General features: G+C 70.5%; 16 protein-coding genes. 5 read left to right on the forward strand and 11 right to left on the reverse strand.

What is annotated here, in order from left to right; genetic code table 11:
- Positions 1-114: 114 nt before the first annotated feature.
- The 6 genes from A4X17_RS12465 to A4X17_RS12490 form a co-directional block, all read right to left on the reverse strand.
- Positions 115-903 (reverse strand): ABC transporter ATP-binding protein, encoded by a 789-nt coding sequence (locus A4X17_RS12465; protein ID WP_064296010.1) that lies wholly within the window; start codon positions 901-903, stop codon positions 115-117.
- Positions 900-2,759 carry a dipeptide/oligopeptide/nickel ABC transporter permease/ATP-binding protein gene (locus A4X17_RS12470; protein ID WP_064296011.1) on the reverse strand — a complete coding sequence of 620 codons (1,860 nt, stop codon included), beginning with the start codon at positions 2,757-2,759 and terminating at the stop codon, positions 900-902. Before A4X17_RS12470 ends, A4X17_RS12465 begins: the two co-directional genes overlap by 4 nt.
- A gap of 4 nt (positions 2,760-2,763) precedes the next feature.
- The gene (locus A4X17_RS12475; RefSeq protein ID WP_079001089.1) at positions 2,764-3,816 is read right to left on the reverse strand and encodes an ABC transporter permease; all 1,053 of its coding nucleotides are present in this window, start codon (positions 3,814-3,816) and stop codon (positions 2,764-2,766) included.
- Positions 3,817-3,818: 2 nt separating this feature from the next.
- The gene (locus A4X17_RS12480) at positions 3,819-5,411 is read right to left on the reverse strand and encodes an ABC transporter substrate-binding protein (protein WP_064296012.1); all 1,593 of its coding nucleotides are present in this window, start codon (positions 5,409-5,411) and stop codon (positions 3,819-3,821) included.
- 112 nt (positions 5,412-5,523) lie between these two features.
- Positions 5,524-7,128 (reverse strand): hydantoinase/oxoprolinase N-terminal domain-containing protein, encoded by a 1,605-nt coding sequence (locus tag A4X17_RS12485; RefSeq protein WP_064296013.1) that lies wholly within the window; start codon positions 7,126-7,128, stop codon positions 5,524-5,526.
- On the reverse strand, positions 7,125-8,261 hold the full coding sequence (locus A4X17_RS12490) for a DUF917 domain-containing protein (RefSeq protein ID WP_064296014.1): 1,137 nt from the start codon (positions 8,259-8,261) through the stop codon (positions 7,125-7,127). Before A4X17_RS12490 ends, A4X17_RS12485 begins: the two co-directional genes overlap by 4 nt.
- 73 nt (positions 8,262-8,334) lie before the next feature.
- Between A4X17_RS12490 and A4X17_RS12495 the strand changes: the two genes are divergently transcribed.
- Positions 8,335-9,834 (forward strand): CdaR family transcriptional regulator, encoded by a 1,500-nt coding sequence (locus tag A4X17_RS12495; RefSeq protein ID WP_064296015.1) that lies wholly within the window; start codon positions 8,335-8,337, stop codon positions 9,832-9,834.
- Positions 9,835-9,885: 51 nt separating this feature from the next.
- On the opposite strand, the gene A4X17_RS12500 is transcribed toward A4X17_RS12495, so the two are convergent.
- The gene (locus tag A4X17_RS12500; RefSeq protein WP_064296016.1) at positions 9,886-10,734 is read right to left on the reverse strand and encodes an alpha/beta fold hydrolase; all 849 of its coding nucleotides are present in this window, start codon (positions 10,732-10,734) and stop codon (positions 9,886-9,888) included.
- A 156-nt stretch (positions 10,735-10,890) separates the two neighbouring features.
- Between A4X17_RS12500 and A4X17_RS12505 the strand changes: the two genes are divergently transcribed.
- Positions 10,891-11,538, forward strand: coding sequence for a pyridoxal 5'-phosphate synthase (locus A4X17_RS12505; RefSeq protein ID WP_064296017.1), 648 nt, complete (start codon positions 10,891-10,893; stop codon positions 11,536-11,538).
- A 140-nt stretch (positions 11,539-11,678) separates the two neighbouring features.
- Here A4X17_RS12505 and A4X17_RS12510 read toward each other — a convergent pair whose 3' ends face one another.
- Positions 11,679-14,555, reverse strand: a complete 2,877-nt coding sequence (locus A4X17_RS12510; protein WP_082916143.1) for an MMPL family transporter — start codon at positions 14,553-14,555, stop codon at positions 11,679-11,681.
- A gap of 63 nt (positions 14,556-14,618) precedes the next feature.
- Positions 14,619-15,266: a TetR/AcrR family transcriptional regulator gene (locus A4X17_RS12515; RefSeq protein ID WP_064296018.1), complete on the reverse strand. Its 648-nt coding sequence runs from the start codon at positions 15,264-15,266 to the stop codon at positions 14,619-14,621.
- Between the two features lie 177 nt (positions 15,267-15,443).
- Between A4X17_RS12515 and A4X17_RS12520 the strand changes: the two genes are divergently transcribed.
- The gene (locus tag A4X17_RS12520; RefSeq protein ID WP_064296019.1) at positions 15,444-15,746 is read left to right on the forward strand and encodes a hypothetical protein; all 303 of its coding nucleotides are present in this window, start codon (positions 15,444-15,446) and stop codon (positions 15,744-15,746) included.
- Positions 15,747-15,893: 147 nt separating this feature from the next.
- Positions 15,894-17,120 (forward strand): MFS transporter, encoded by a 1,227-nt coding sequence (locus A4X17_RS12525; RefSeq protein ID WP_064296020.1) that lies wholly within the window; start codon positions 15,894-15,896, stop codon positions 17,118-17,120.
- Between the two features lie 25 nt (positions 17,121-17,145).
- Here the strand turns inward: A4X17_RS12525 and A4X17_RS19500 are convergent, their stop codons facing one another.
- On the reverse strand, positions 17,146-18,015 hold the full coding sequence (locus A4X17_RS19500) for an AraC family transcriptional regulator (RefSeq protein WP_197479076.1): 870 nt from the start codon (positions 18,013-18,015) through the stop codon (positions 17,146-17,148).
- 113 nt (positions 18,016-18,128) lie between these two features.
- Complete coding sequence (locus A4X17_RS12535) at positions 18,129-19,295, reverse strand: hypothetical protein (RefSeq protein WP_157583501.1); 1,167 nt, start codon at positions 19,293-19,295, stop codon at positions 18,129-18,131.
- A gap of 217 nt (positions 19,296-19,512) precedes the next feature.
- Here A4X17_RS12535 and ppk2 point away from each other — a divergent pair, with 217 nt between their 5' ends.
- On the forward strand, positions 19,513-20,337 hold the full coding sequence (gene ppk2 / locus A4X17_RS12540; protein ID WP_064296022.1) for a polyphosphate kinase 2: 825 nt from the start codon (positions 19,513-19,515) through the stop codon (positions 20,335-20,337).
- The last annotated feature ends 168 nt before the right edge of the window (positions 20,338-20,505 follow it).

The raw sequence follows: 20,505 nt of genomic DNA on the forward strand, positions 1-20,505 counted from the left end.
CCCTTCGACAGGCTCAGGAACCGCCCGTCGAAGGGCGACGTCACCCGTGCGCACTTCGACAAGCTCAGTGACCGGCGGAGGTGCACTCAGTGACCGGGAGCGGGAATCCCTCCGCTACTCCTCGTCCCAGGTCATGCGACGGCCCATCACGGGCACGGACGCCAGGAGTTCTCGGGTGTAGGCGTCCTCGGGAGCAGCGAGGACGGTGGTCGTCGGACCCGCCTCGACGACCCGGCCGGCCTGCATGACGCTCACCGTGTCGCACATGTAGTTCACGACGGCGAGGTTGTGGGAGATGAACAGCACCGTGAGTTCGAGCTCGCGCTGCAGCTCGCGCAGCAGGTTGAGGACGACGCCCTGCACCGACACGTCGAGCGCCGAGGTGATCTCGTCGGCGATGAGGACCTCCGGTTCGGCCGCGAGCGCCCGGGCGATCGTGATGCGCTGCCGCTGACCACCCGAGAACGCCGACGGCAGGTCATTCGCCCGGTCCGGGTCGATGTGCACGCGCTCGAGCAGCTCACCCACCCGGGACCGCTGCTCCGAGCGACTCCAGGAGCGCCCCGTCGCCCGGGACCCCTCGGCGATCGACAGTCCGATCGGCATGCGCGGGTCGAGCGCGGAGTACGGGTCCTGGAAGACGAGCTGCACGCGTCGACGCGCACGACGGGCAGCGGACGAGCGCCCCACGATGTCGGCGCCGTTCAGTCGGATGCCGCCGGCGCTCGGGATGACGAGGCCGACGGCGGCCGCGGCGACCGTCGACTTGCCCGAGCCCGACTCCCCCACGAGCCCGTGGGACGTGCCCGGTCGGACCGTGAGGTCGAAGCCGTCGACCGCGGTGTGCGCGGACGCGCCGTGGCCGTAGCGGACCGTGAGGCCGGAGAACTCGAGACCGGTCATGCGCGCCGTCCTTCGGTGGTGATGGGCCCTTCGACAACCGGATCCTGAGCTTGTCGAAGGGCAGGGACCAGGAGGTCCTCCTCGTCGATCTCGTCGATCGCACCAATGACCGGGAGCGGCATGGTGCGGTCGGAGGTCATGTCGGGGACGCAGGCGATGAGCCCACGGGTGTACGGATGCCGCGCCTCGTGGAGGCGGTCGGCATCGAGCGATTCGACGATGCGGCCGTCCTTCATGACGAGGATCCGGTCGCAGAACCCGCTGACGAGGGCGATGTCGTGCGAGATGAGCAGGATCGCAGCGCCCGTCTGCCCCTGCGCCTCGTGGAGGACCCGGAGGACCTGGCGCTGCACCGTCACGTCGAGCGCCGTCGTGGGCTCGTCGGCGATGAGCAGCTTCGGGCGGCCCATGAGCCCCATGCCGATCATGGCCCGCTGGCGCATGCCGCCGGACAGCTCGTGCGGGAACTGCTTCAGGCGCTTGGCCGGAAGCGGGATCCGCACCGACTCGAGTGCGGCCTCGGCACGCTTCGTGGACTCGGCCGTCGAGAGCCCCTCGTGGACCTCGACGGTCTCGCGGAGCTGCTTCCCGATCGTGAGCGAGGGGTTGAGCGAGGTGAGCGGGTCCTGGAAGACCATGGCCAGCTCGAGGCCGAGGCGGCTGCGCTCGGCCTTCGTGAGCGGAGCGGTCATGTCGATCCCGCGGAAGCTCAGCTCCGAGGCCTGTACCGAGGAGTCCGGCCCGAGGAGGGCGGCGATCGCCATCGCGCTCACCGACTTGCCCGATCCGGACTCGCCGACGACCCCGACGACCTCGCCGGGCATGATCGTGAGGCTGATGCCGTGGACGCGCTCGACGAGTCGGCCGTCGCGGTCCGGGAAGGCGACGCGGAGGTCGCGCACCTGCACGACGGGCTCCTGGTCGGCCGGGGTCGCAGCCGCAGCCGACGCGGTCGCGGGAGCCGCGGTGCGACGTCGCGCCGGCGCAGGCAGGCCGAGCAGCCGCTTCGAGGACTCGTTCCAGAGCTCGCCGAGCTGCGTGAAGATGACGCCGCACACGACGAGCGCGATACCGGGACCGATCGCCGCCATCGGGTTGCCGTAGATGCGGGCGATCCCGAGGCCGAGGAGGCGCCCCCAGTCGTACTCGGGCGCCTGGACCCCGAGACCGAGGAAGGACAGGCCGGCGAAGGCGAGCAGCGTGCCGGAGGCGGAGACCGCCGCGTTCACGAGCATCGGCGGGAGCATGTTCGGCATGACGTGCCGGACGAGCACCTCCGCCTGCCCGACACCCGCGATCCGCGCGGCCTTCACGTAGTCGCGACCGATGAGCGACGACGCGAGCGTGTAGGTGAGGCGGGCGAAGGTCGGCACGCCGGCGAACCCGACGGCGAGCATCGCGCCGGTGGCGCTCGCGCCCCAGATCACCGAGAAGAACAGCGCCATGAGGAGCCACGGGAACGACAGCAGGATGTCGATGAGGGCGGTGACGAGTCGGCGGAGCGGTCGAGGCAGGACCGTCGCGACGGCCCCGAGCACGACGCCGCCGACGACCGAGATCGCTGTGGCGCCGAGGGTCAGGAGCACGGACACCCGCGTAGCGACCATGACCCGGGCGAAGACGTCCCGGCCGAGCTCGTCGGTGCCGAAGGGGTGGGCCAGGCTCGCACCGGCGAGGCGGTCGGCCACGGACGTCGTGTCGGCGGCGGACCCCCAGACGGTCGGGCCGACGACCGCGACCACGATGATCAGGAGCGCGCCGATCGCGCCGGTGAGGCCGCGCGGGGTGCGGAGGCGGTCGAGCACCGGGGATCGGCGTGAGGGTGTGGGACTGGAGGTGGTCGGACGGATGCTCATGAGCTCAGCCCTCCGTGATCGAGGAGCGCGGATCGATCGTCGCGAGCGCGATGTCGATGAGGAGGTTGAGGCCGAGGACGAGGATCGCGTACACGAGCACGATGCCCTGGATCATCGGGTAGTCCTTCGAGGTGATCGACGAGACGATGCTCGTCCCGAGACCGGGGATGGCGAAGACCGTCTCGATGAGCACGGTGCCGGCGACCATACCTGTGAGGATGATGCCGCCGATCGTGAGCGTGGACGTCACCATGTTCGGCAGCGCGTGCCGGAGGTAGACGAGGTGTGTCGGGAGGCGCTTGCTCCGTGCCGTGGTCATGTACGGCATCTCGAGGACGGCCAGCATCTCCACGTGCACGATGCGGGCCAGGTAGGCCATCGGGCCGACCGCGAGGGCCACCACCGGCAGGATCGCCTGGTCGAAGCCTCCCCAGCCGGCGGCCGGGAGCACCTTGAGGCCGATGCTGAACACGGCGATGAGACCGACGGCGAGCAGGAGGCTCGGGATGGCGATCAGCACGCCGAGCAGACCCGAGACGCCGAGGTCGGCGAGTCGGCGGCGGCCGGTGCGCGAGGACACCGCGGTCGCGACGCCGATGGGGAAGGCGCCGATCGCCGCGAGGAGGAAGGACGCGACCGCGAGGGTGAGCGTCACCGGGAAGCGCTGCGCGATCGTGTCGGCGACCGGCCGCTGTGATCCGATCGCCGTGCCGAAGTCGCCGCGGAACAGTCCGCTGACGTAGTTGACGAACTGCTCCGGCACCGGCACGTTCAAGCCGAGGTCGGCGCGCGTCCGCTCGACGAGTTCCGGCGTCGCACTGTTCCCGAGCGCAGCCCGCACCGGGTCTCCCGGCACGAGCTGCACGATCAGGAACGTCGCGACGATGACGATGGCGAGCGAGACGAGCACCCGGCCGAGTCGTCGGAGGATGAAGGACGTCCGCGGGGAGAGTCCGCCGAGGACGCCACGACCCCCTCGACGCGCGACCGCCGGGCCGCCGGGGCCCGTGGCCGGGTCGGTGGCCTGCCCGGTGGTCACGGTCGAGGGGATCGCCATGATCAGCCGACCATCCGGATGCTCGTCGGGCGGATGAAGTTCGGCCGCTCGACCTCGGCGCCGTTCAGGTACATGAAGTCCTGCGCGTCGGCGATCGGGAACACGTCCGTCCGCTCGATGAGCTTCGCCTCGGCCTGCTGCCAGAGGTCGCAGGTCTCATCGGGGCTGGCCGTCTTGGCCTGCTCGGCGAGTGCGTCGTACTCCGGGTTGTCGACGAACATGAAGTTGTTGCCGCCCTTGTCCGGGGTCTCGCCACCGAAGAAGGTGTTCACGATGACCGGTCCGCCGGGAGCGATCTGCACGAAGCCGGTGTCCCAGTCGAAGGTCGAGAACAGCTGCTCGGACCAGGCGTTCGCGTCGTTGCCCGAGAGCTCCGTCGTGACGCCCAGCTCGTCCCAGGTCTGCTGCACGAGCTCGGCCGCCGCCGCGTGGCTCGGGGTGGCCGCGTCGTAGATGAACTTGATCGTCAGCGGCTCACCGTCCTTCGACCGCTTGCCGTCCGAACCGAGCTTCCAGCCCGCCTCGTCGAGCAGCTCGCCGGACTTCTCGACGTCCGTCTCGGGGAGCGTCCACTGCGGGCCGTCGGCGACGCAGAGGTAGGGGCTCTTCACGACGAGCGACTTCGACTCCTCGGCGGTGCCGTCGGTGACGACCTCGCCGACCTGCTCGCGGTCGATCGCGGTGACGAGGGCTTCACGGACGAGCGGGTCGGAGGTGGGACGCTCGGGACGCTCGTTGAAGAGCATCTCGCCGATCGGGTTGCGCACGCCCTCGCTGCCGAGACCGGCCGCCTCGACGCGGTCCTGGTCGGCGCCGCCGATGCTCGCGGCGTTCACGTCACCGGAGAGCAGCAGGTTCGCGGCGGTCCCGGGGTCGGTGACGACGCGGACCTCGAAGGTGTCCGGCAGGCCCTTGGTGTCGCTCGTGACGTCCTCGGGACCCCAGGTGTAGTCGTCGCGCTTCGTGAAGGTGTAGCTGGAACCCGGGGTCGCCTTGTCGAGGGTGAAGAGGCCGGTGCCGTTCATCGTCTCGACGAGGGAGTCGGGGTCGTCGAGGCCGGCCTGGCAGACCATCTCGACGGTGCCGGTGTTGGCGAGGATGAACGGGTCGGGCGTCGAGCTCGTGACGGTGAGCTGGTTGCCGTCGGCGGTCGCGGTCATCCGCTCGGAGACCTGCGCGCCGTAGTAGAAGGTCGCGTTGGCCGGGTCGGCGTTGTAGGTGATGTTCGCCGCGGCGGTCTCCGCGGTGAACGGGGTGCCGTCCGCGCAGGTGATGCCGTCCTTGAGCGTGTAGGTGATGGAGGTGGAGCTCGCGTCCTCCTCCCAGCTCTCGGCCAGCCAGGGCAGGAGCTCGCCGTCGGCGTTGACGTACACGAGCGACTCGTAGTGGAAGCTGATGATCTCGCGGGCCTCGAGGCTGATGCCCGTCATGGGGACGAGGCTGCCGGGGTCGCCGCTCATCGCGGTGACGAAGGTGCCGCCGGAGACGTACTCGCCGGAGGAATCGGAGGATTGCGAGGAGGTGCACGCGGTGAGAGCCACCGCGGTGAGGGCCGCGGTGGCGAGGGCCGCCGCGGCTTTCCGCTTGCTGTTCATGCTGGATCCTTCGTACTCGGGTGGCCGTGGTGCGCGGGTGGCCGGATCAGATGGGGTGAGGTGCCGTGCTGGTGCTGGTGCTGGTGGAGAGCTGTGCTGGTGCTGGGGTGGGTCAGATGCGCTGCCGGGTCGCCGTTCCGATGCGGGCGAGCGGACCCGCCGCCTTCACGGAGACCTTCAGGGTGGGACGGGTGGCGTACGAGACGGGGGTCTCGAGCACGTCGACGATCTCGACCGAGCGCGGGTCTGCGCCGGCCTGGATCGCCTTCTCGATCGCGGAGCGTCCTGCCTCCTCGATGGCGGCTGCGCGGTCGGCGAAGTCGCAGAGCTGATCGGAGCGCCCACCGGCGAGCGCGATGGCCGCGCCCACGGCGTTGGCGACGTTGCCGCGCGCCGGGCGCAGGACCTCGCTCGCGCCGAGGACGGCGTCCGGGACGAGGAATCCTCCGCCGCCGACGACGACGAGCGGGAGGCCGGTACGGCCGAGCGACATGCGCTCGACGGCGGACTCGATGCGTTCGTGGGCGACGCCGAGCGCGTGCTCGAGTGCCTGGCGGGTCGCGCGGTCGAGGGGCGGCAGCTCGCGGTCGGCGATGCCGAACTGGAGCGAGGCCGCGTCGGTGAGGGTCGGGGTGGTGCCGCCGAACAGCAGCGCCTCCTCGGTGAGCCGGTAGCCGACCGAGTCGTGCCGCGGGACACCGGTCGCGGTGTCGACGATCGTGCCGCCGCCGAGGCCGACGCTCAGGATGTCGGGCATGCGGAAGTTCGTCCGGACGCCACCGACCTCGCGGGGCAGGGTCGATTCGCGTGGGAACCGGTCGACGAGCACGCCGAGGTCGCTCGTCGTGCCGCCGACGTCGATGATGATCGCGTTGTCGGCACCGGAGAGGAACGCGGCACCGCGGATGGAGTTCGCCGGCCCGGAGCCGATCGTGAGCACCGGGTAGCGCGCCGCGTACTCGACGGCCATGAGCGTGCCGTCGTTCTGGGCGAAGTAGGTCGTCGCGTCGAGTCGCTCCTCGGCGACGACGGTCGTGAGCGCGTTCGTGACGTCGCGGGCGACGGCGTAGAGGGACGCGTTGAGGACGGTCGCGTTCTCGCGCTCCAACAGGCCGAGCGCGCCGATCTCGTGGCTCAGCGACACCGGGATGTCGACCCCGACGTGGTCCTGGACGAGCGCCTCGACCTCGAGCTCCTGTTCGGGGAACGAGGGGCTGAAGATCCCGCAGACGGCGACGGCGTCGAAGGTGCCGGCCAGGGCGTCGAGCTCCCGACGGATGAGGTCGCGGTCGAGCGGGGCGATCGGGTAGCCGTCGACGAGGTGGCCGCCGCCGGCGAGGATGCTCCCCGCGAGGACGACGTCGCGCAGCTCCCGCGGCCAGCCGGCGAGCGGCGGGAGCGAGGTGGCGGCAGGCGAGCCGAGCCGGATGACGACGACGCGTCCGAGGTCGCGACGGTTGACGATCGCGTTCGTCGCGTGGGTGGTGCCGAGCATGACGCGGGTGACGAGGCCGCGGTCGTCACCGAGCTGGTCGAGGACCTCGGCGAGCGCCGCCCGGATACCGCCGGTGACGTCGCGGGTGGTGGGCTGCTTCGTCCACGAGACGACCTCGCCCGTGCCCGAGAGCGCGACGGCGTCGGTGTTGGTCCCGCCGACGTCGATGCCGATCGCGAGCTCACCCGAGGTGTCGGTGACGGTGCTGGTGCCGGCGCTCATCGGGTCGCTCCAATGGTCTCGTCGGCGCTCACGCCGAACGGCTCGTAGTCGAGGTCGTAGCCGAACGCGCGCGGACCGGCGAGTTCGAGGCCGCGCTCGGTGCGCCACAGTGGGTCACACGCCCAGGCGAGGACGCTCACCCGTTGTCCGAAGCGCAGCATCTCGGTGGAGATCGCGTCGCCCGTCTCGGAGTCGACGATCGTGACGAGGTCGGGGACGCTGACGATGACCGCTCCGTCCTCCATCACGACGAGGTTCTCGTTCTGGATCTCCACGCGGGTGAGGCGACCGCGGTGCTCGCCGATCCCCTCGACCGTGACGGAGCCGCGGGTGAACCCGCCCTCGGTGCGGCGCTCGATGTCGACGACCTTGCCGCCGGTGATGAGGGATGCGCCGAGTTCGTCCGTGAGTGCGCCGACGGGGTCGGTGGCGGTGAGGAGCCGTCGCCCGACCTGCACGGCGCGACTGACGCTGCCCTCGATGACCGCGCCGCGGACGGTGTCGCGGTCCATGACGTAGTTGGCGCCGATCGAGATCGCTCCGCTGGCCACGGTGAGGGCGCGGGCGTGGCGCTCGAGCCAGGCGAGGCTGACCGGCCGCAGGATCGAGACGTTGCCGATCACGTCGCTGAGGACCGCGTACCCGGGCGGGAGGTTCGCGACGTTCATCGCGGTCATCGGCGCCTCCGGGAATGCGCGCCCCATGCCGTCGGCGTCGAGGATGCTGAGGCCGAGGCTCGCGGCCCAGCCGACGGGCCCGACGCCGTTGCTGCCGCCGATCTCCGTCGCCATGATCGTGGTGATGCGCTTGCCCGTGAGTCGCTCGATCTCCTCGACGATGATCTCGGCCTGGCCGCTCGCGCCGAGCATCTCGAAGCCCACCGAAGGGGCACCGATGCCGGACATGGCGACGACCACGTCGTCCGCGTCGAGGTCGGCGACCTGTTTGACGGGGACCGGACCGAACCGCTCCAGGGCGATCTCGACGCCGAGCTGCGGGGTCTGCACCGCGCCGCCGCCTCCGGTGCCGAAGATGGCGCATCCTGCGGCGAGCGCCGGCACGTCGGCCAGGGTGATGCTGGTGATCGGCGTGGCCGACGCTGCGGAGCGTGCAGCGGGGTGGTTCGTTGACATGTACCGAGCGTAGGCAGGGTGGGGAATCACGACAATGTTCCCGTAGCCCACACAATCGGGGCAGAATGTGCTTATGGCCCAAGTCACCGTTGCGGACGTCATCCTCCAAGCCGAGCATCTCGGCGCCCGTTGCGTCGCCGGTGCACCCGCGGGCGTGCCGGTCACCGGCGTCGAGATCCTCGCGCTCGATGAGTTGAACGACGCGACCGAGCACTCCATCGCCATCGTGACGACCCCCGACGGTGCCGTCCCGAGGCCGTACCAGGTCGACATCGCCATCCGCCGGGCCATCGCCGCGGGCTGTGCCGGCCTCGTGTTCGTCGGTGCGTTCCCGGTCGCTGAGACCTCACGGGCTCTCGCGGATCGCGGTGGTCTGCCGGTGATCATGAGCGAGGGCATCGCCTCCGACCTCGCCGTGCTCATGGACCGCACCATCCGCGGCGGGGCCGAGGAGGCGATGTCGCGCGCCGAGTTCGCGATCCAGCGGGTGATCAGCGCGTCCGCGGCCGAAGCGGAGCAGGCGTCGGGTGTCGGCGTACGGGAGGCGATCCTCGAGGTCGCCAGCACGACGCTCGGGGTGCCGGTCACGCTCGTCGAGGATGCGAGTGCCAGCTGGCTCGAACCCGACGCGGTGTGCATCGGTGAGATCCCGATCGGCCGCGTCCACGCCGAGCGTGACGACCCGGCGGCGGCGATCGCCCTCCCGGTCATCGCCTCCGTCCTCTCGCGCGCCCTGCAACGGGAGCTGCACGGACGGTTCGGTTCGGTTCGCTCGCGGGCGGAACTCATCATCGAGCTGATCTTCGCGGAATCGTCCCGTATCGACGGCTTCGCGATGGACGCGGTCCGCGCCGGGCTGCCGTTGCAGCTGTCGCACGCGGTGGCGTGGCTGACCCCGAAGCACGCGAGCGATCCCGACCGCAGGGCGCCCACCGTGCTCGCACCGTCCGTCGAGCTCTTCGCGCTGCAACTCGTCGACCAGCGCGAGGAGCAGTGGCACCTCGCGATGCGGCGCGACGAGATCGTCGTCATCGCATCGGAGGAGCTCGGCGCACCCGACCACCAGCGGCGCCTGCGCGACGTGATGGAGCGGATCGTCGCGCACGCCGCGACGATCGCGGGGCCGGAGTGGACCTTCACGGTCGGGCTCGGGACGCCGCAGAGCGGGGCGGCGGGGCTCCGGCAGTCGGCGACCGAGGCGCGGGTCGCTGCGGAGGCCGCCATCGCGGGTGGTCGCTTCGGCACCATGGAGGCGACGGACGTCACCGGGCTGCGGCGGGTGCTCCTCGACTTCTACGCCTCACCGCTCAGCCGGACGCTCCTCGACGACATCCTCTCGCCACTCGACGCCCTCGGACCGGAGCGGGCCACGATCTCGGTGCGGACGCTCCTCGCGTACCTCAGCCATCGCAACTCGCTGGCGCGTGCCGGAGCGGAACTGAACCTGCACCCGAACGCGGTGAACTACCGGATCCGGCGCATCGAGCAGTCGCTCGAACTCGACCTCGCCGACCCCGACGTCCGCTTCGCCGCGGAACTCGCCTGCCGGGTGCGCCTCATCGGTATGCCGTGAGTTGAGGCGAATCGTCGTTCTCGGGCGTCCAGTGCGACGGATCGCCTCATCTCAGCCCTGCGACGACGCGCTCCTCGCGACCCGGACGATGCCGGCGGCGAGCGTCGGCCAGAGCTCGGCGGGGATGAGATGCCCCATGCCGGGGAGGACGTGGAGCTCGGCCGCCGGCATCGCCTGAGCGATGTCCACGGCGGAGGACCAGTGCAGGACGTCGTCCTCGCGACCGTGGAGCACGAGGGTCGGCACGGTCACGTCGCGCAGTCGTTCGAGTCGCTCCGGCGCACGCAGGAGCGCCGCCCACTGCCGGCTGAAGCCCTCTGGCGCGTAGCCACGATCGTAGGCCTCACCTGTCGCCCACACCTCCCAGGCGGTGTCCGGCTGGTAGCGCGCGCCGGGCACGGGTGCGGCGAGCTCCGCCATCGCGGCGACGGACTCCTCGCGGGTGTACCGCACCGGCTCGACGAGCAGCTCGGGCCGCTCACCGTGCAGGATGTAGCGCGGGTCCTGGCCGGGGATCGTGGACAGCAGGCCGAGGCTCAGCACGCGCTCCGGGTGGTCGAGCGCGACCATCTGCGCCATCATGCCGCCCATCGAGTGCCCGACGAGGTGCGCCTGCTCGACCCCGAGATGGTCGAGCACCCGCAGGACGTCGTCGCCCATGTCGCCGAGCGAGTACCCGCCGTCGAGGTCCGTCTCGCCGCCGAACCGCTGCGAGAAGCCGACGTCGCGGTTGTCGAACCGCACGACCCGGAAGCCCTCGTCCACGAGCATTCTCCGGAACGGATCGCGCCAGGTCAGCAGCTGCGCGCCGCCGCCGGCGATGAGCACGATCACCGGGTGGGCGGGGTCGCCCTCCACCTCGTAGTAGATCGAGACGTCGTCGGTGTCGGTGTACGGCATGCGGTGCTCACTCTCTCGGAGGTGCGCCCTGGCGGGCGGTTCGAGGCTAGCCCGCGGCCTGTCCGGGCACCATGTGCCCGCACACCACGGTTCCGGAGGAGACTGTGCCGACGCCCCAGTCGTCGGTACCGAGGGCAACGCGGGTAGGCTCGCGACATGAGCGCCGAACCCCTCTCCGGAGACGACACCCTGCAGCTGCCCGAGTTCGAGACCCCGCCCGCCGAGCCCATGCTGCTCGCTCAGCAGTGGCTCGCCGCAGCGATCGAGCGGGACGTCAGCGAACCCCGATCGATGACCCTCGCGACCGCCACCTCGGTGGGCGTCGTGAGCGCGCGCACCGTCGATGTGAAGACCCTCGACGATCGCGGCCTGATCTTCGGCTCCTCGACCGAGAGCCGGAAGGGCGGGCAGCTCGCCGAGAACCCGAGCGCCGCCCTTCAGGTGTACTGGCGCGAGACGATGCAGCAGCTCCGCTTCGAGGGCCGCGTCGAGCAGCTGAGCGACGAGGAGTCCGACGCGCTGTTCGCCGACCGCTCGCCCAAGTCACGAGCGGCGACGGCGGTCGCCCACCAGTCGACGCCGTTCCGCGACGGCCCGGAGGAGACCCTCGACGCCCTCATCGCGCGGGCCGACGAGCTGCTCGAGCGCGAGGGCGACGACGTCCCCCGCCCGGCCACCTGGGTCGGGTTCCGGCTCGTCCCCGACATGATCGAGTTCTGGCACGCCAGCCGCGACCGCATGCACCGGCGCCTCCGCTACCTCGCGGCCGACGGCGGCTGGATCGTGGACCGCCTGCAGCCGTAGCGGAGTGGCGACCACCGGCCGCCGCCCCTAACCCGGTCGTCGAGCCCAACCCGGTCATTGAGCCTGTCGAAATGCACCCGGAGAAACCCCGCCCTTCGACAAGCTCAGGGACCGGATGGGGGGCTCAGGGGCCGCTCGCGCTACCTCGGCGCGCGGACGACCACGACGCCACCGACGGGCGGCTCGACGACCGCGGTGCCGTTGTCGGCGTCGACCGCGATGACGTAGGCACCGACGGCCACGCGCTGCACACCGGCGGTCGCAGGGTGCACGACGACGTCGAGCCCGGGCTCCACCCGGGAGACCTGCCGGTCGGCCGGGTCGGGGTCGGTCGTGAGCACGTGCGCCGGGTGCGTCCGCTCGGCGGCGGCTGCCGCCTCCCGGCGCGTCAGCTCACTCGACGGTGTGGCGACGTGCGCTGCCGTCCCCGCGGTCACGCCGGCTCCGAGGGCCGCCGTCTCCGCGCCGTCGACCGCGTTCCGCGGCTCGCCGCTCGACGGGGCGGTCCCGACCGAACCCGTGTCATGCGGGTGGCTGCGCTCGAGCGCGGCACCCTCGACGTCGACGTTCGGGAGGATGCGGTCGAGCCACTTCGGGATCCACCAGGCGCTCTTCCCGAGCAGGTGCATGACCGCCGGGATGAGGAGCATGCGGACGACGAACGCGTCGACGAGCACACCGAAGGCGAGACCGAACCCGATCGACCGGATCATCGCCGAGTGGGAGAAGATGAACCCGCCGAAGACGGAGATCATGATGATCGCCGCCGCCACGACGACCGTCCGGCCGGCGTGCAGCCCGCGCTGGACCGCCAAGCGCGCCGGGGCACCGTGGGCGAACGCCTCGCGCATGCCGGACACGAGGAACAGCTGATAGTCCATCGCGAGCCCGAAGAGGATGCCGATCAGGATCGTCGGCAGGAAGCTCAGGATGGGTCCCGGGTCGTGCACGCCGAACACCGGTCCGAGCCAGCCCCACTGGAAGATCGCCGTGATGCCACCGAAGGTCGCCGCGAGCGACAGCATGAAGCCGAGCGTCGCCGTGAGCGGCACGAGGATCGAGCGGAACACGAGGATCATGATGATCAGCGACAGGCCGACCACGAGCGCCAGGTAGAGCGGGAGGGCGTCGGACAGCTGCTTCGAGACGTCGATGTTGCCGCTCGCGCTACCGGCCACGCCGAGCTCGACGTCACCCGACAGCGGCGAGAGGTCGCGCAGGTCGCGGACGAGCTGCTCCGTGGAGACCGCGTTCGGGCCCTCCTTCGGGATCACCTGGAAGGCGAGCACGGAGTTGTCGTCCGATGCGCCCACCGGTGCGACGGCCTTCACGTCGTCCTGGTCGGCGATCTCCTGGCCGATCCGCACCTGCTCCTCGAGGACCTCCTCGTCGGTGGCGGCGTCGGGCAGCGTGGCGACGACGAGCAGCGGCCCGTTGACGCCGGCACCGAACTTGTCCTCGATGAGCGTGTAGGACTGGTACTGCGTCGAGTCGACGGCTTCCGAGCTGCCGTCCGGCAGGCCGAGGCGCATGTCGAGCGCGGGGATCGCGACGACGCCGAGCACGACGAGTCCGGCGACGAGCGTGCCGACGGCGCGCAGCGTGCCCATGGGCTTGGTCGGGACGGCGTCCGGACGCGGCGTGCCGATGGTGCCGCGTGCCTTCCGGCTGAGGATGCGGAGGCCGAGCAGCGACAGCAGGGCGGGCGTCAAGGTGACCGCGAGCAGGATCGCGACGGCGACGCAGATCGCGCCGACGGTGCCCATCAGGCCGAGGAAGGGGATCCCCGTGACGTTGAGCGCCAGCAGCGCGACGAGGACGGTCGATCCGGCGAAGACGACCGCGTTGCCCGAGGTGCCGTTCGCGAGCCCGATGGACTCGTGCAGCTCGACGCCCGCGAGCAGCTGCTTGCGGTGTCGGTTGAGGATGAACAGCGAGTAGTCGATGCCGACCGCGAGCCCGAGCATGACGCCGAGCACCGGCGTGATCGAGAGCATGTCGACGACACCCGAGAGCGAGAGCGACGCGGTGACGCCGACACCGACGCCGACGATCGCGGAGACGAGCGGGAGCGATGCGGCGATGACCGTACCGAGCATGACGAGCAGCGTGATCGCCGCGATGATGAGGCCGATCGCCTCACCCACGCCGAACAGCTGCGGCAGGCTCTGCGCGAGCTCGTTCGAGAACTCGACCTCGACGCCCGACGGGACGTCCTCCTTCACCTGGTCGATGACCGACTGCTTCGTCTCCGGCGTGACCTCCTGCTGACGCTTGTCGAAGACGACGTTCGCGACCGCTGTGGTGTCGTCGGTCGAGACGGTGCGGATGCCCGAGGAGAGGTCGAGGAGCTGGGAGGAGAGCTCGAGCTTCGTGCTCTGCTCGTCGAGCTTCGCGAGGTTCTCGGTGATGGTGGCCTGCTGGGCGTCGAGCGCCGTCTGCTGCTGCGTGATGGCGGTCTGCTGGGCGTCGAACTGGGCCTGTGCGGCGGCCGGGAGCGTGCCGCCGGCGGCCTGCTGCGCCTGGGCGAGCGCCGCGCTCAGCTGGGTCTGCGCGTCGGTCAGCTGCTGCTGTCCGGCGTCGAGCTGCGTCTGGCCGTCGGTCAGCTGGGTGCGGCCGTCGTCGATCTGCGTCTTGCCGTCGGAGATCTGCTTCGCCTGGTCGGCGATCGTCTCCTGCGTCTCGAAGGGGTTGACCGTGGTGTCGACGCCCTTCAGGTCGGCCGTCTCGTCGAGCAGCTCGCCGATCGCGGTCTTCTGGCTGTCGGTGAAGGCGTCGCCGTCCTTCGTGTGGAACACCATCGCCCCGGTGCCGCCGGATGCGCTCGGGAACGACTCCTCGAGCTGGTCGGTGACCTTCGCGGTCGGCGTGCCCGGGATGGTGACGGCGCTCGAGAGGGTGCCGCCGAAGGCGAGGAACGCGCCGACCGAGATGCCGAGGATCACGATCCAGGAGATGAGGACGGCCCACGCGCGACGCGCGGAGAAGCGTCCGAGGCGATACAGCAGTTCAGCCAAGGGAGTCTCGATTCTTCGGGAGGTGGTGCTGGTGTCGTGTGCGGGGACGGAACGGGAAGCGGGTCAGTGCGTGGACGCGTAGCCGGTGCGGACGCTCGCGATGAGCCGTTCCAGCAGGTCGGTCCAGAGGGCACGGGCTTCATCGTCCGTGGTGGCGCCGGTACTCGCGATCCAGTGGTGGGCGAGCACTTCGACACCGTGCATGAGGGAGGACACCAGGAAGCCGGCCTCGAGTTCGTCGACGTCGGTGTTGCGCTCGGCCAGTTCGTGGGCGAGCTCCTGGGTGGTGCGGGAGAAGGTGGCCTGGAAGAGCTGCTGCGGGCGCGAGTCGTCGGGTGCGAAGCCGCCGAGCGCGTTCCAGAGGAAGGCGATGACGCGGGGGATGTCGGTCGTGCGGAGCGCTGCGGCGACGTCCTCGAACATCGACACGCGCGACCCGGGGCCTGCCGGTCGTGCGTTGACGGCGGACCGGAAGCTCTCGATCACGACGGCCAGCTCCTCCGTGCAGGAGGTGGTGACGAGGTCGTCGATCGAGGAGAAGTGGTTGAACACCGTGCGGCGCGAGACGTCGGCGCGCTCGGCGATGACGTCGACGTTGAACCCCGCGATGCCCTGCTCCGCGATCATGACGCGGGCGGCGTCGAGGATCGCCCGATGGTGGCGCGCGCGGAGGGCGGCGCGTCGATCCTCGGCGGGGGCGGTGGTGGACACGTGGGTACACTACGTGCACCGATGCACTCAGTGCAACTTGTTGAGGCGGTGTTCATCGATCTGCCAGGAAGCGCTCGAATCACCGTCGATTCGTAGACGAATCGTGGCGACTGAGCCATATGCACCGAGGGCGAGCTAGCCTGGACATCTGGAATTTCAGGAGAGCGGAGGATCGCCGTGAAAACCACCATGGATGCACGCCCCACGAGGTCGACGGGCTGGGTTCACCTGGCGTTCATGGTGGCGTGCGCGCTCGGCATCTCGATTGGAGTGACTGCCATCATCGGCATGTTGCTCGCGGCACTGGCCTTCAGTCAGACGACGACGATCGTCGTCCCGTTCATCGCAACCTTCCACGGGTTCCTGGACACCACCGGAACGCAAGCAGTGACCGTCAGCGGATCGTGGGCCGCCGCAGGGATCCTGGCCATGGTGGCCGCCGCCGCCCTGTCGGCTCTCGCGGCCCGGCGTTGGCGCTGATTTGCCCGAACCTGCACGAATATCCGCGACTTTCGTGCAGGAATGGGCGACTCAGCGACGCCGGGACGGGTGCAGGGATGGACAGATGGTCGGGTCGGGCGGACTGGGCGTCGGGTGGGGAGGTCACGGCTCCGGCAAGCTGAGAGCATGACGACAGACGAGAAGCTCGATGCTCCACGAACGGGCTCGGTCCCCACGACGCACACAGCCGCGTCCGCCGCCCCTCGCACGCGGACCGCATGGGCGGCCGTCGCCGTCATGATGGCGACGAGCTTCGTGCTCGTGCTCGCCGAGTTCCTGCCGCCGAGCCTGCTGCCGTCGATGGCAGCCTCGCTCGGGATCACCGAGGGCCAGGCAGGCCAGGCCGTCACCGCGACGGCGTTCATCGGCTTCCTCACCGCACCGACGATCGGCATCCTCGTCCCGCGGCTCGACCGCCGCCTCCTGCTCGTCCTGCTCGCAGCGGCCGCCGCGGTGTCGAGCGCGCTCGTCGCGATCTCCGGCGACTTCGTCATGCTGCTCATCGCCCGCCTCCTACTCGGCGCAGCCCTTGGCGCCTTCTGGGCGATGTCGATCGCGATCGCCGCCCGGTTGTCCGCTCCGCACCACCTCGGTCGGGCGATCATGCTCGTGAACACCGGCACCACCGTCGCGACGGTCGCCGGTGTCCCGGTGGGCACCTACCTCGGTTCGGTCATGGACTGGCGCCTCATCTTCGCCGGTGTCGCGGTCATCACCGCGGTGGTGGCGGTCGCCTTGCGACTCGTCCTGCCGCCCGTCGCCCCGGCGCCGTCCAGCGGCGGTCTGCGGTCGCTCGTCGACACGCTCCGGGTCCCCGGCATCCGCGTCGGCCTCACGGGGCACATCCTGACCGTCCTCGGCCACTTCATCGCCTTCACCTACATCCGGCTCGCGATCGAGCGGGTGCCGGACCTCGACGCGGCCGGTGTGGCCGTCCTCCTCGCGGCGTTCGGCCTCGGCGGCGTGGTCGGCAACTTCGTGATCGGACTCCTCGTCGACCGCCACCTCGCGGCTCTGCGCTTCGTCGTCCCGGCCTTCATCGGCGTCTCGATCGCGCTCGTGACCCTGTTCGCGGGGCAGCCTTGGATCGTGACCATCGCGATCACCACCTGGGGCATGGGCTTCGGCGCCTGGCTCACGACCCTGAGCACGTGGATGGGGCGCCTCGTGCCGGACCGCATGGAGTCCGGCGGCGGACTCGTCGTCGCGGGGTTCCAGCTCGCGATCACCGTCGGCGCCGGAGCGGGTGGGCTGCTCGTCGACGCGGTCGGCATCGTCCCGGCGCTCACGGTCGCGGCGATCTCCGCGATCGTCGGCGGTGTCGTCTTCGGCTCGGCGCGCACCGCGCGGTGAAGCCGAAGGCCGCCCGGCCGAGCGCCTACGCGGCGAGCGCCGCCTCGGCACGCCAACGGGCGGGCGTCAGGCCCGTGTACCGCTGGAAGGCGCGCGCGAACCCGTCTTCCGACACGTAGCCGAGGGCACCGGCGAGCTCGGCCACGGACGCGTCGCCCGTGAGTATGAGCCCCTTCGCCGTCTCCATGCGAACGGTCGTGAGGTAGGCGCGCGGTGTGTGCCCGACGACCTCGCGGAACCGTTCGGCGAACGCCGACCGCGACATCATGGCGATGCGGGCGAGCGTCTCGAAGGTCCACGGTCGCCCCGGTTCGGCGTGCAGGGCGTCGAGGACCGCACCGATGTGCGGGTCGCCGATGCGCTGCAACCAGCGCTCCGGTGCGCAGCCGGCCTCGTTCCAGGTGCGCAGCGCGGCCGACACGATCGTGGTCGCGATGCGGCTGCAGATGACGCTGTCGCCCGGCCGCGGACGACCAGCCGCCTGCGGGCAGCCCATACCTTCCAGGAGCGCCACCATCGAGGGCTCCTGCCCGGCGAAATCTGCGACGTACAGGTGCTCGGGCAGCGTCTCCGCCACCTGCTGGCGTTGACCCGGCGGGGTGAACGCGACGTCGAGCAGCTCGGCGTCCTCGAGCGCGACCACCGTCGTGGCGTGGGCGCGAGGGAAGAAGACGAGGTCGCCGGCGTCGAGGTCGCGGGTGCCGTCGGTGGCCGTGAGGCGGACGCGGCCGCTGGAGAGGTAGACGAAGCCGGACGCCGCGTGCGGCCGCCGCAGCGGAACGTTCGCGGCGAGGCGGTCGCGGTCGGTGCCGTGGATCGTCCACTCCAAGCTCGCGAGCGCGCGATCGAAGGTGTCGGTCGCGGGCCCTGCGGGAGCGGTCAGGGTGGTGGTCACACCGTCGTGAACGCGAATGCGTCACCGGATGTTCCGCGACCCTGCACGCTGAGTCGCCCGGATCTGTCCGGTTTCGGAGTGGATCCGAGCAGATTCGGGCGACTCGGTTGCGGCTAGCGCCCGTCGATCACGGACATCAACCCCGCGAAGGCGAAGGCGCCCGGGATGAAGTACAGCAGCGTGCGGGTGACGAGCCAGCTGACCGCACCGACGGCCACCCAGATCGCATGGAAGCGCGCCCGCACCGTGAGGCGACGGCCCTCCTCGCCGACGACCGTCTCCTTCCGGGTCCAGACCTGCTCAGCCTCCATGGCGTCCCGTGCCGCCTCGAGGACGCTCTCCGCGTCCTGTCCCGCCACCCGTTCGTCGCGGTACCGCTCAGCCCTCGTGATGAGACGCGGGACGAGGTCGCTGAGGATCGCGTCGACGGCGACCCAGGGGGCGGCGTACGAGAAGTCGGCGGCCGGCTTACTGAAGAAGACGACCCGATCATCGACCATCTCCACGTTGTAGTACGCCGCGGTGCTGACGAGCGACGACATCACGTCGGGGGTCAGCACGTATCGCGCGTCCGTTCCGTAGCCGGACGGTGCGTAGACGCGGAACCACCGGTCGAAGTCGCCCTCGAGGGAGATGCGGAGGCCCCGGTCGAGGCCCGGCGGCAGGTCGCTGCGGACGGTGTCGTTCGTCGTCGCGTCGAGCAGGAGGTGCGGGAGCGGGGCCGGTAGCTTCACGGTCAGGTAGTGCCAGTCCCGCGACCGCTTCACGTCGTCGACGAGGTTGCCGAACTCGACCCGGTCGCCGACGAACCGCGGGTGGGACGACAGCTGCGGCCCCGGCGTGGTGATGAAGGCGTTGTTGTACTTCCCCGTCGTGGTGATGAGCGAGGAGAACATCGCCCGTCCTTTCGGCTCCTCCTCGAAGCCGTTCGCCACCGCGGTCAGGTGGGTCCGCCACTCGGCGAGGCGTGCCTTCGGGGATGGCGGACGTCGCGACCAGCGGTACAGGAACCAGGCCCCGACGAGGAGACCCGCGAGGACGAGCACGGCGACGAGCAACCCGACGACGTCATCGATCTCGACGCGACCGTCGTGGTACTCGTCGACGCTGACCCCGACCGAGACGAGGGCGATCGCGAGGTACCAGAGGACGAGGCTGAAGTAGAGGTGGAAGAGCACTCTCCGCCCGGTGGGCGCCCATTTGGACCGGCCAGAGCGACGCTCGTCCGCCATCGCCGCGGCGACCTCGTGTTCGGGCGCCGTCAGCCACCGCAGTTCCACCGACCAGATCCCCTCGACGCCCTCGACGTCCAAGCCTAGGACAGCGCGCGCGTGACTATACGCCTGTCGGCACCCGGATGACACACCCCACGGGAATCGGTCGGCAGGCGCAGGCTGGGCGCGAGTGCTGCCCCGCCGGGGTGGGCACCGAGCACTGCACCACCGCGCCGGTCAGGCGTCGAACCAGTCCTCGCGGGGACGGGCGGGAACACACAGCATGTCGAAGGCTCCGAACCGGAACAAGCCGCCCAAACGCATCCGGAAGGACCGCTACGAAGCGGAGCTGGAACGGCTGCAGATCGAACTGGTCGCGATGCAGCGCTGGGTGATCGAGACCGGCGCGCGAGTCGTCGTGGTCTTCGAGGGCCGCGACGCCGCGGGTAAGGGCGGCGCGATCAAGCGCATCGTCCAGTATCTGAACCCGCGTTCGGCGCGGGTCGCCGCCCTGCCGACCCCCGGTGAGCAGGAGCGCGGCCAGTGGTACTTCCAGCGCTATATCCAGCACCTGCCCACGGCGGGCGAGATCGTGCTGTTCGACCGCTCCTGGTACAACCGTGCCGGCGTCGAGCGGGTGATGGACTACTGCACTCCGGAGCAGTACCGGCGGTTCCTCCGCCAGACTCCCGTGTTCGAGCGCATGCTCGTCGAGGACGGCATCATCCTCGTCAAGTACTGGTTCTCGGTCTCCGACGAGGTCCAGGAGCAACGGTTCCGCTCACGCCTCGACGACCCGATGCGCCGCTGGAAGCTGTCCGACACGGACCTCCAGTCGATCACCCGCTGGGAGGACTACTCGCGCGCCAAGGACGAGATGTTCGAGGCCACGGACCACGCGGACGCACCCTGGTGGACGATCGAGAGCGACGACAAGCGGGCGTCCCGGTTGAACGCGATCTCGCACCTGCTCTCTCAGATCCCCTACGAGCAGCGCGCCCCCGAGCCGATCGACATCCCCGAGCGGCCGGGCGCCGACGGGTACGACCGACCCGCGCACGAACGGTACCGGTACGTGCCGGATCACGCCCACACGCTCGGGAGCTGAGCAGGAGGGCAGGACGGCGGCCTGGAGGAGGAGCACCCCGTAGGGAGGTCGTGAGGATCCACGCGGAAGGCGTATGGAAACCGTGAGGACCGCCGTCGGAGGTCACTGACGGGTGTTGGCTCTGAGCTGTCCCGAACGGACACATCGGCACCACACGAACGAAATACC

The sequence above is a fragment of the Plantibacter sp. H53 genome (genome assembly GCF_001650455.1).
GTDB lineage: Bacteria > Actinomycetota > Actinomycetes > Actinomycetales > Microbacteriaceae > Plantibacter > Plantibacter flavus_A.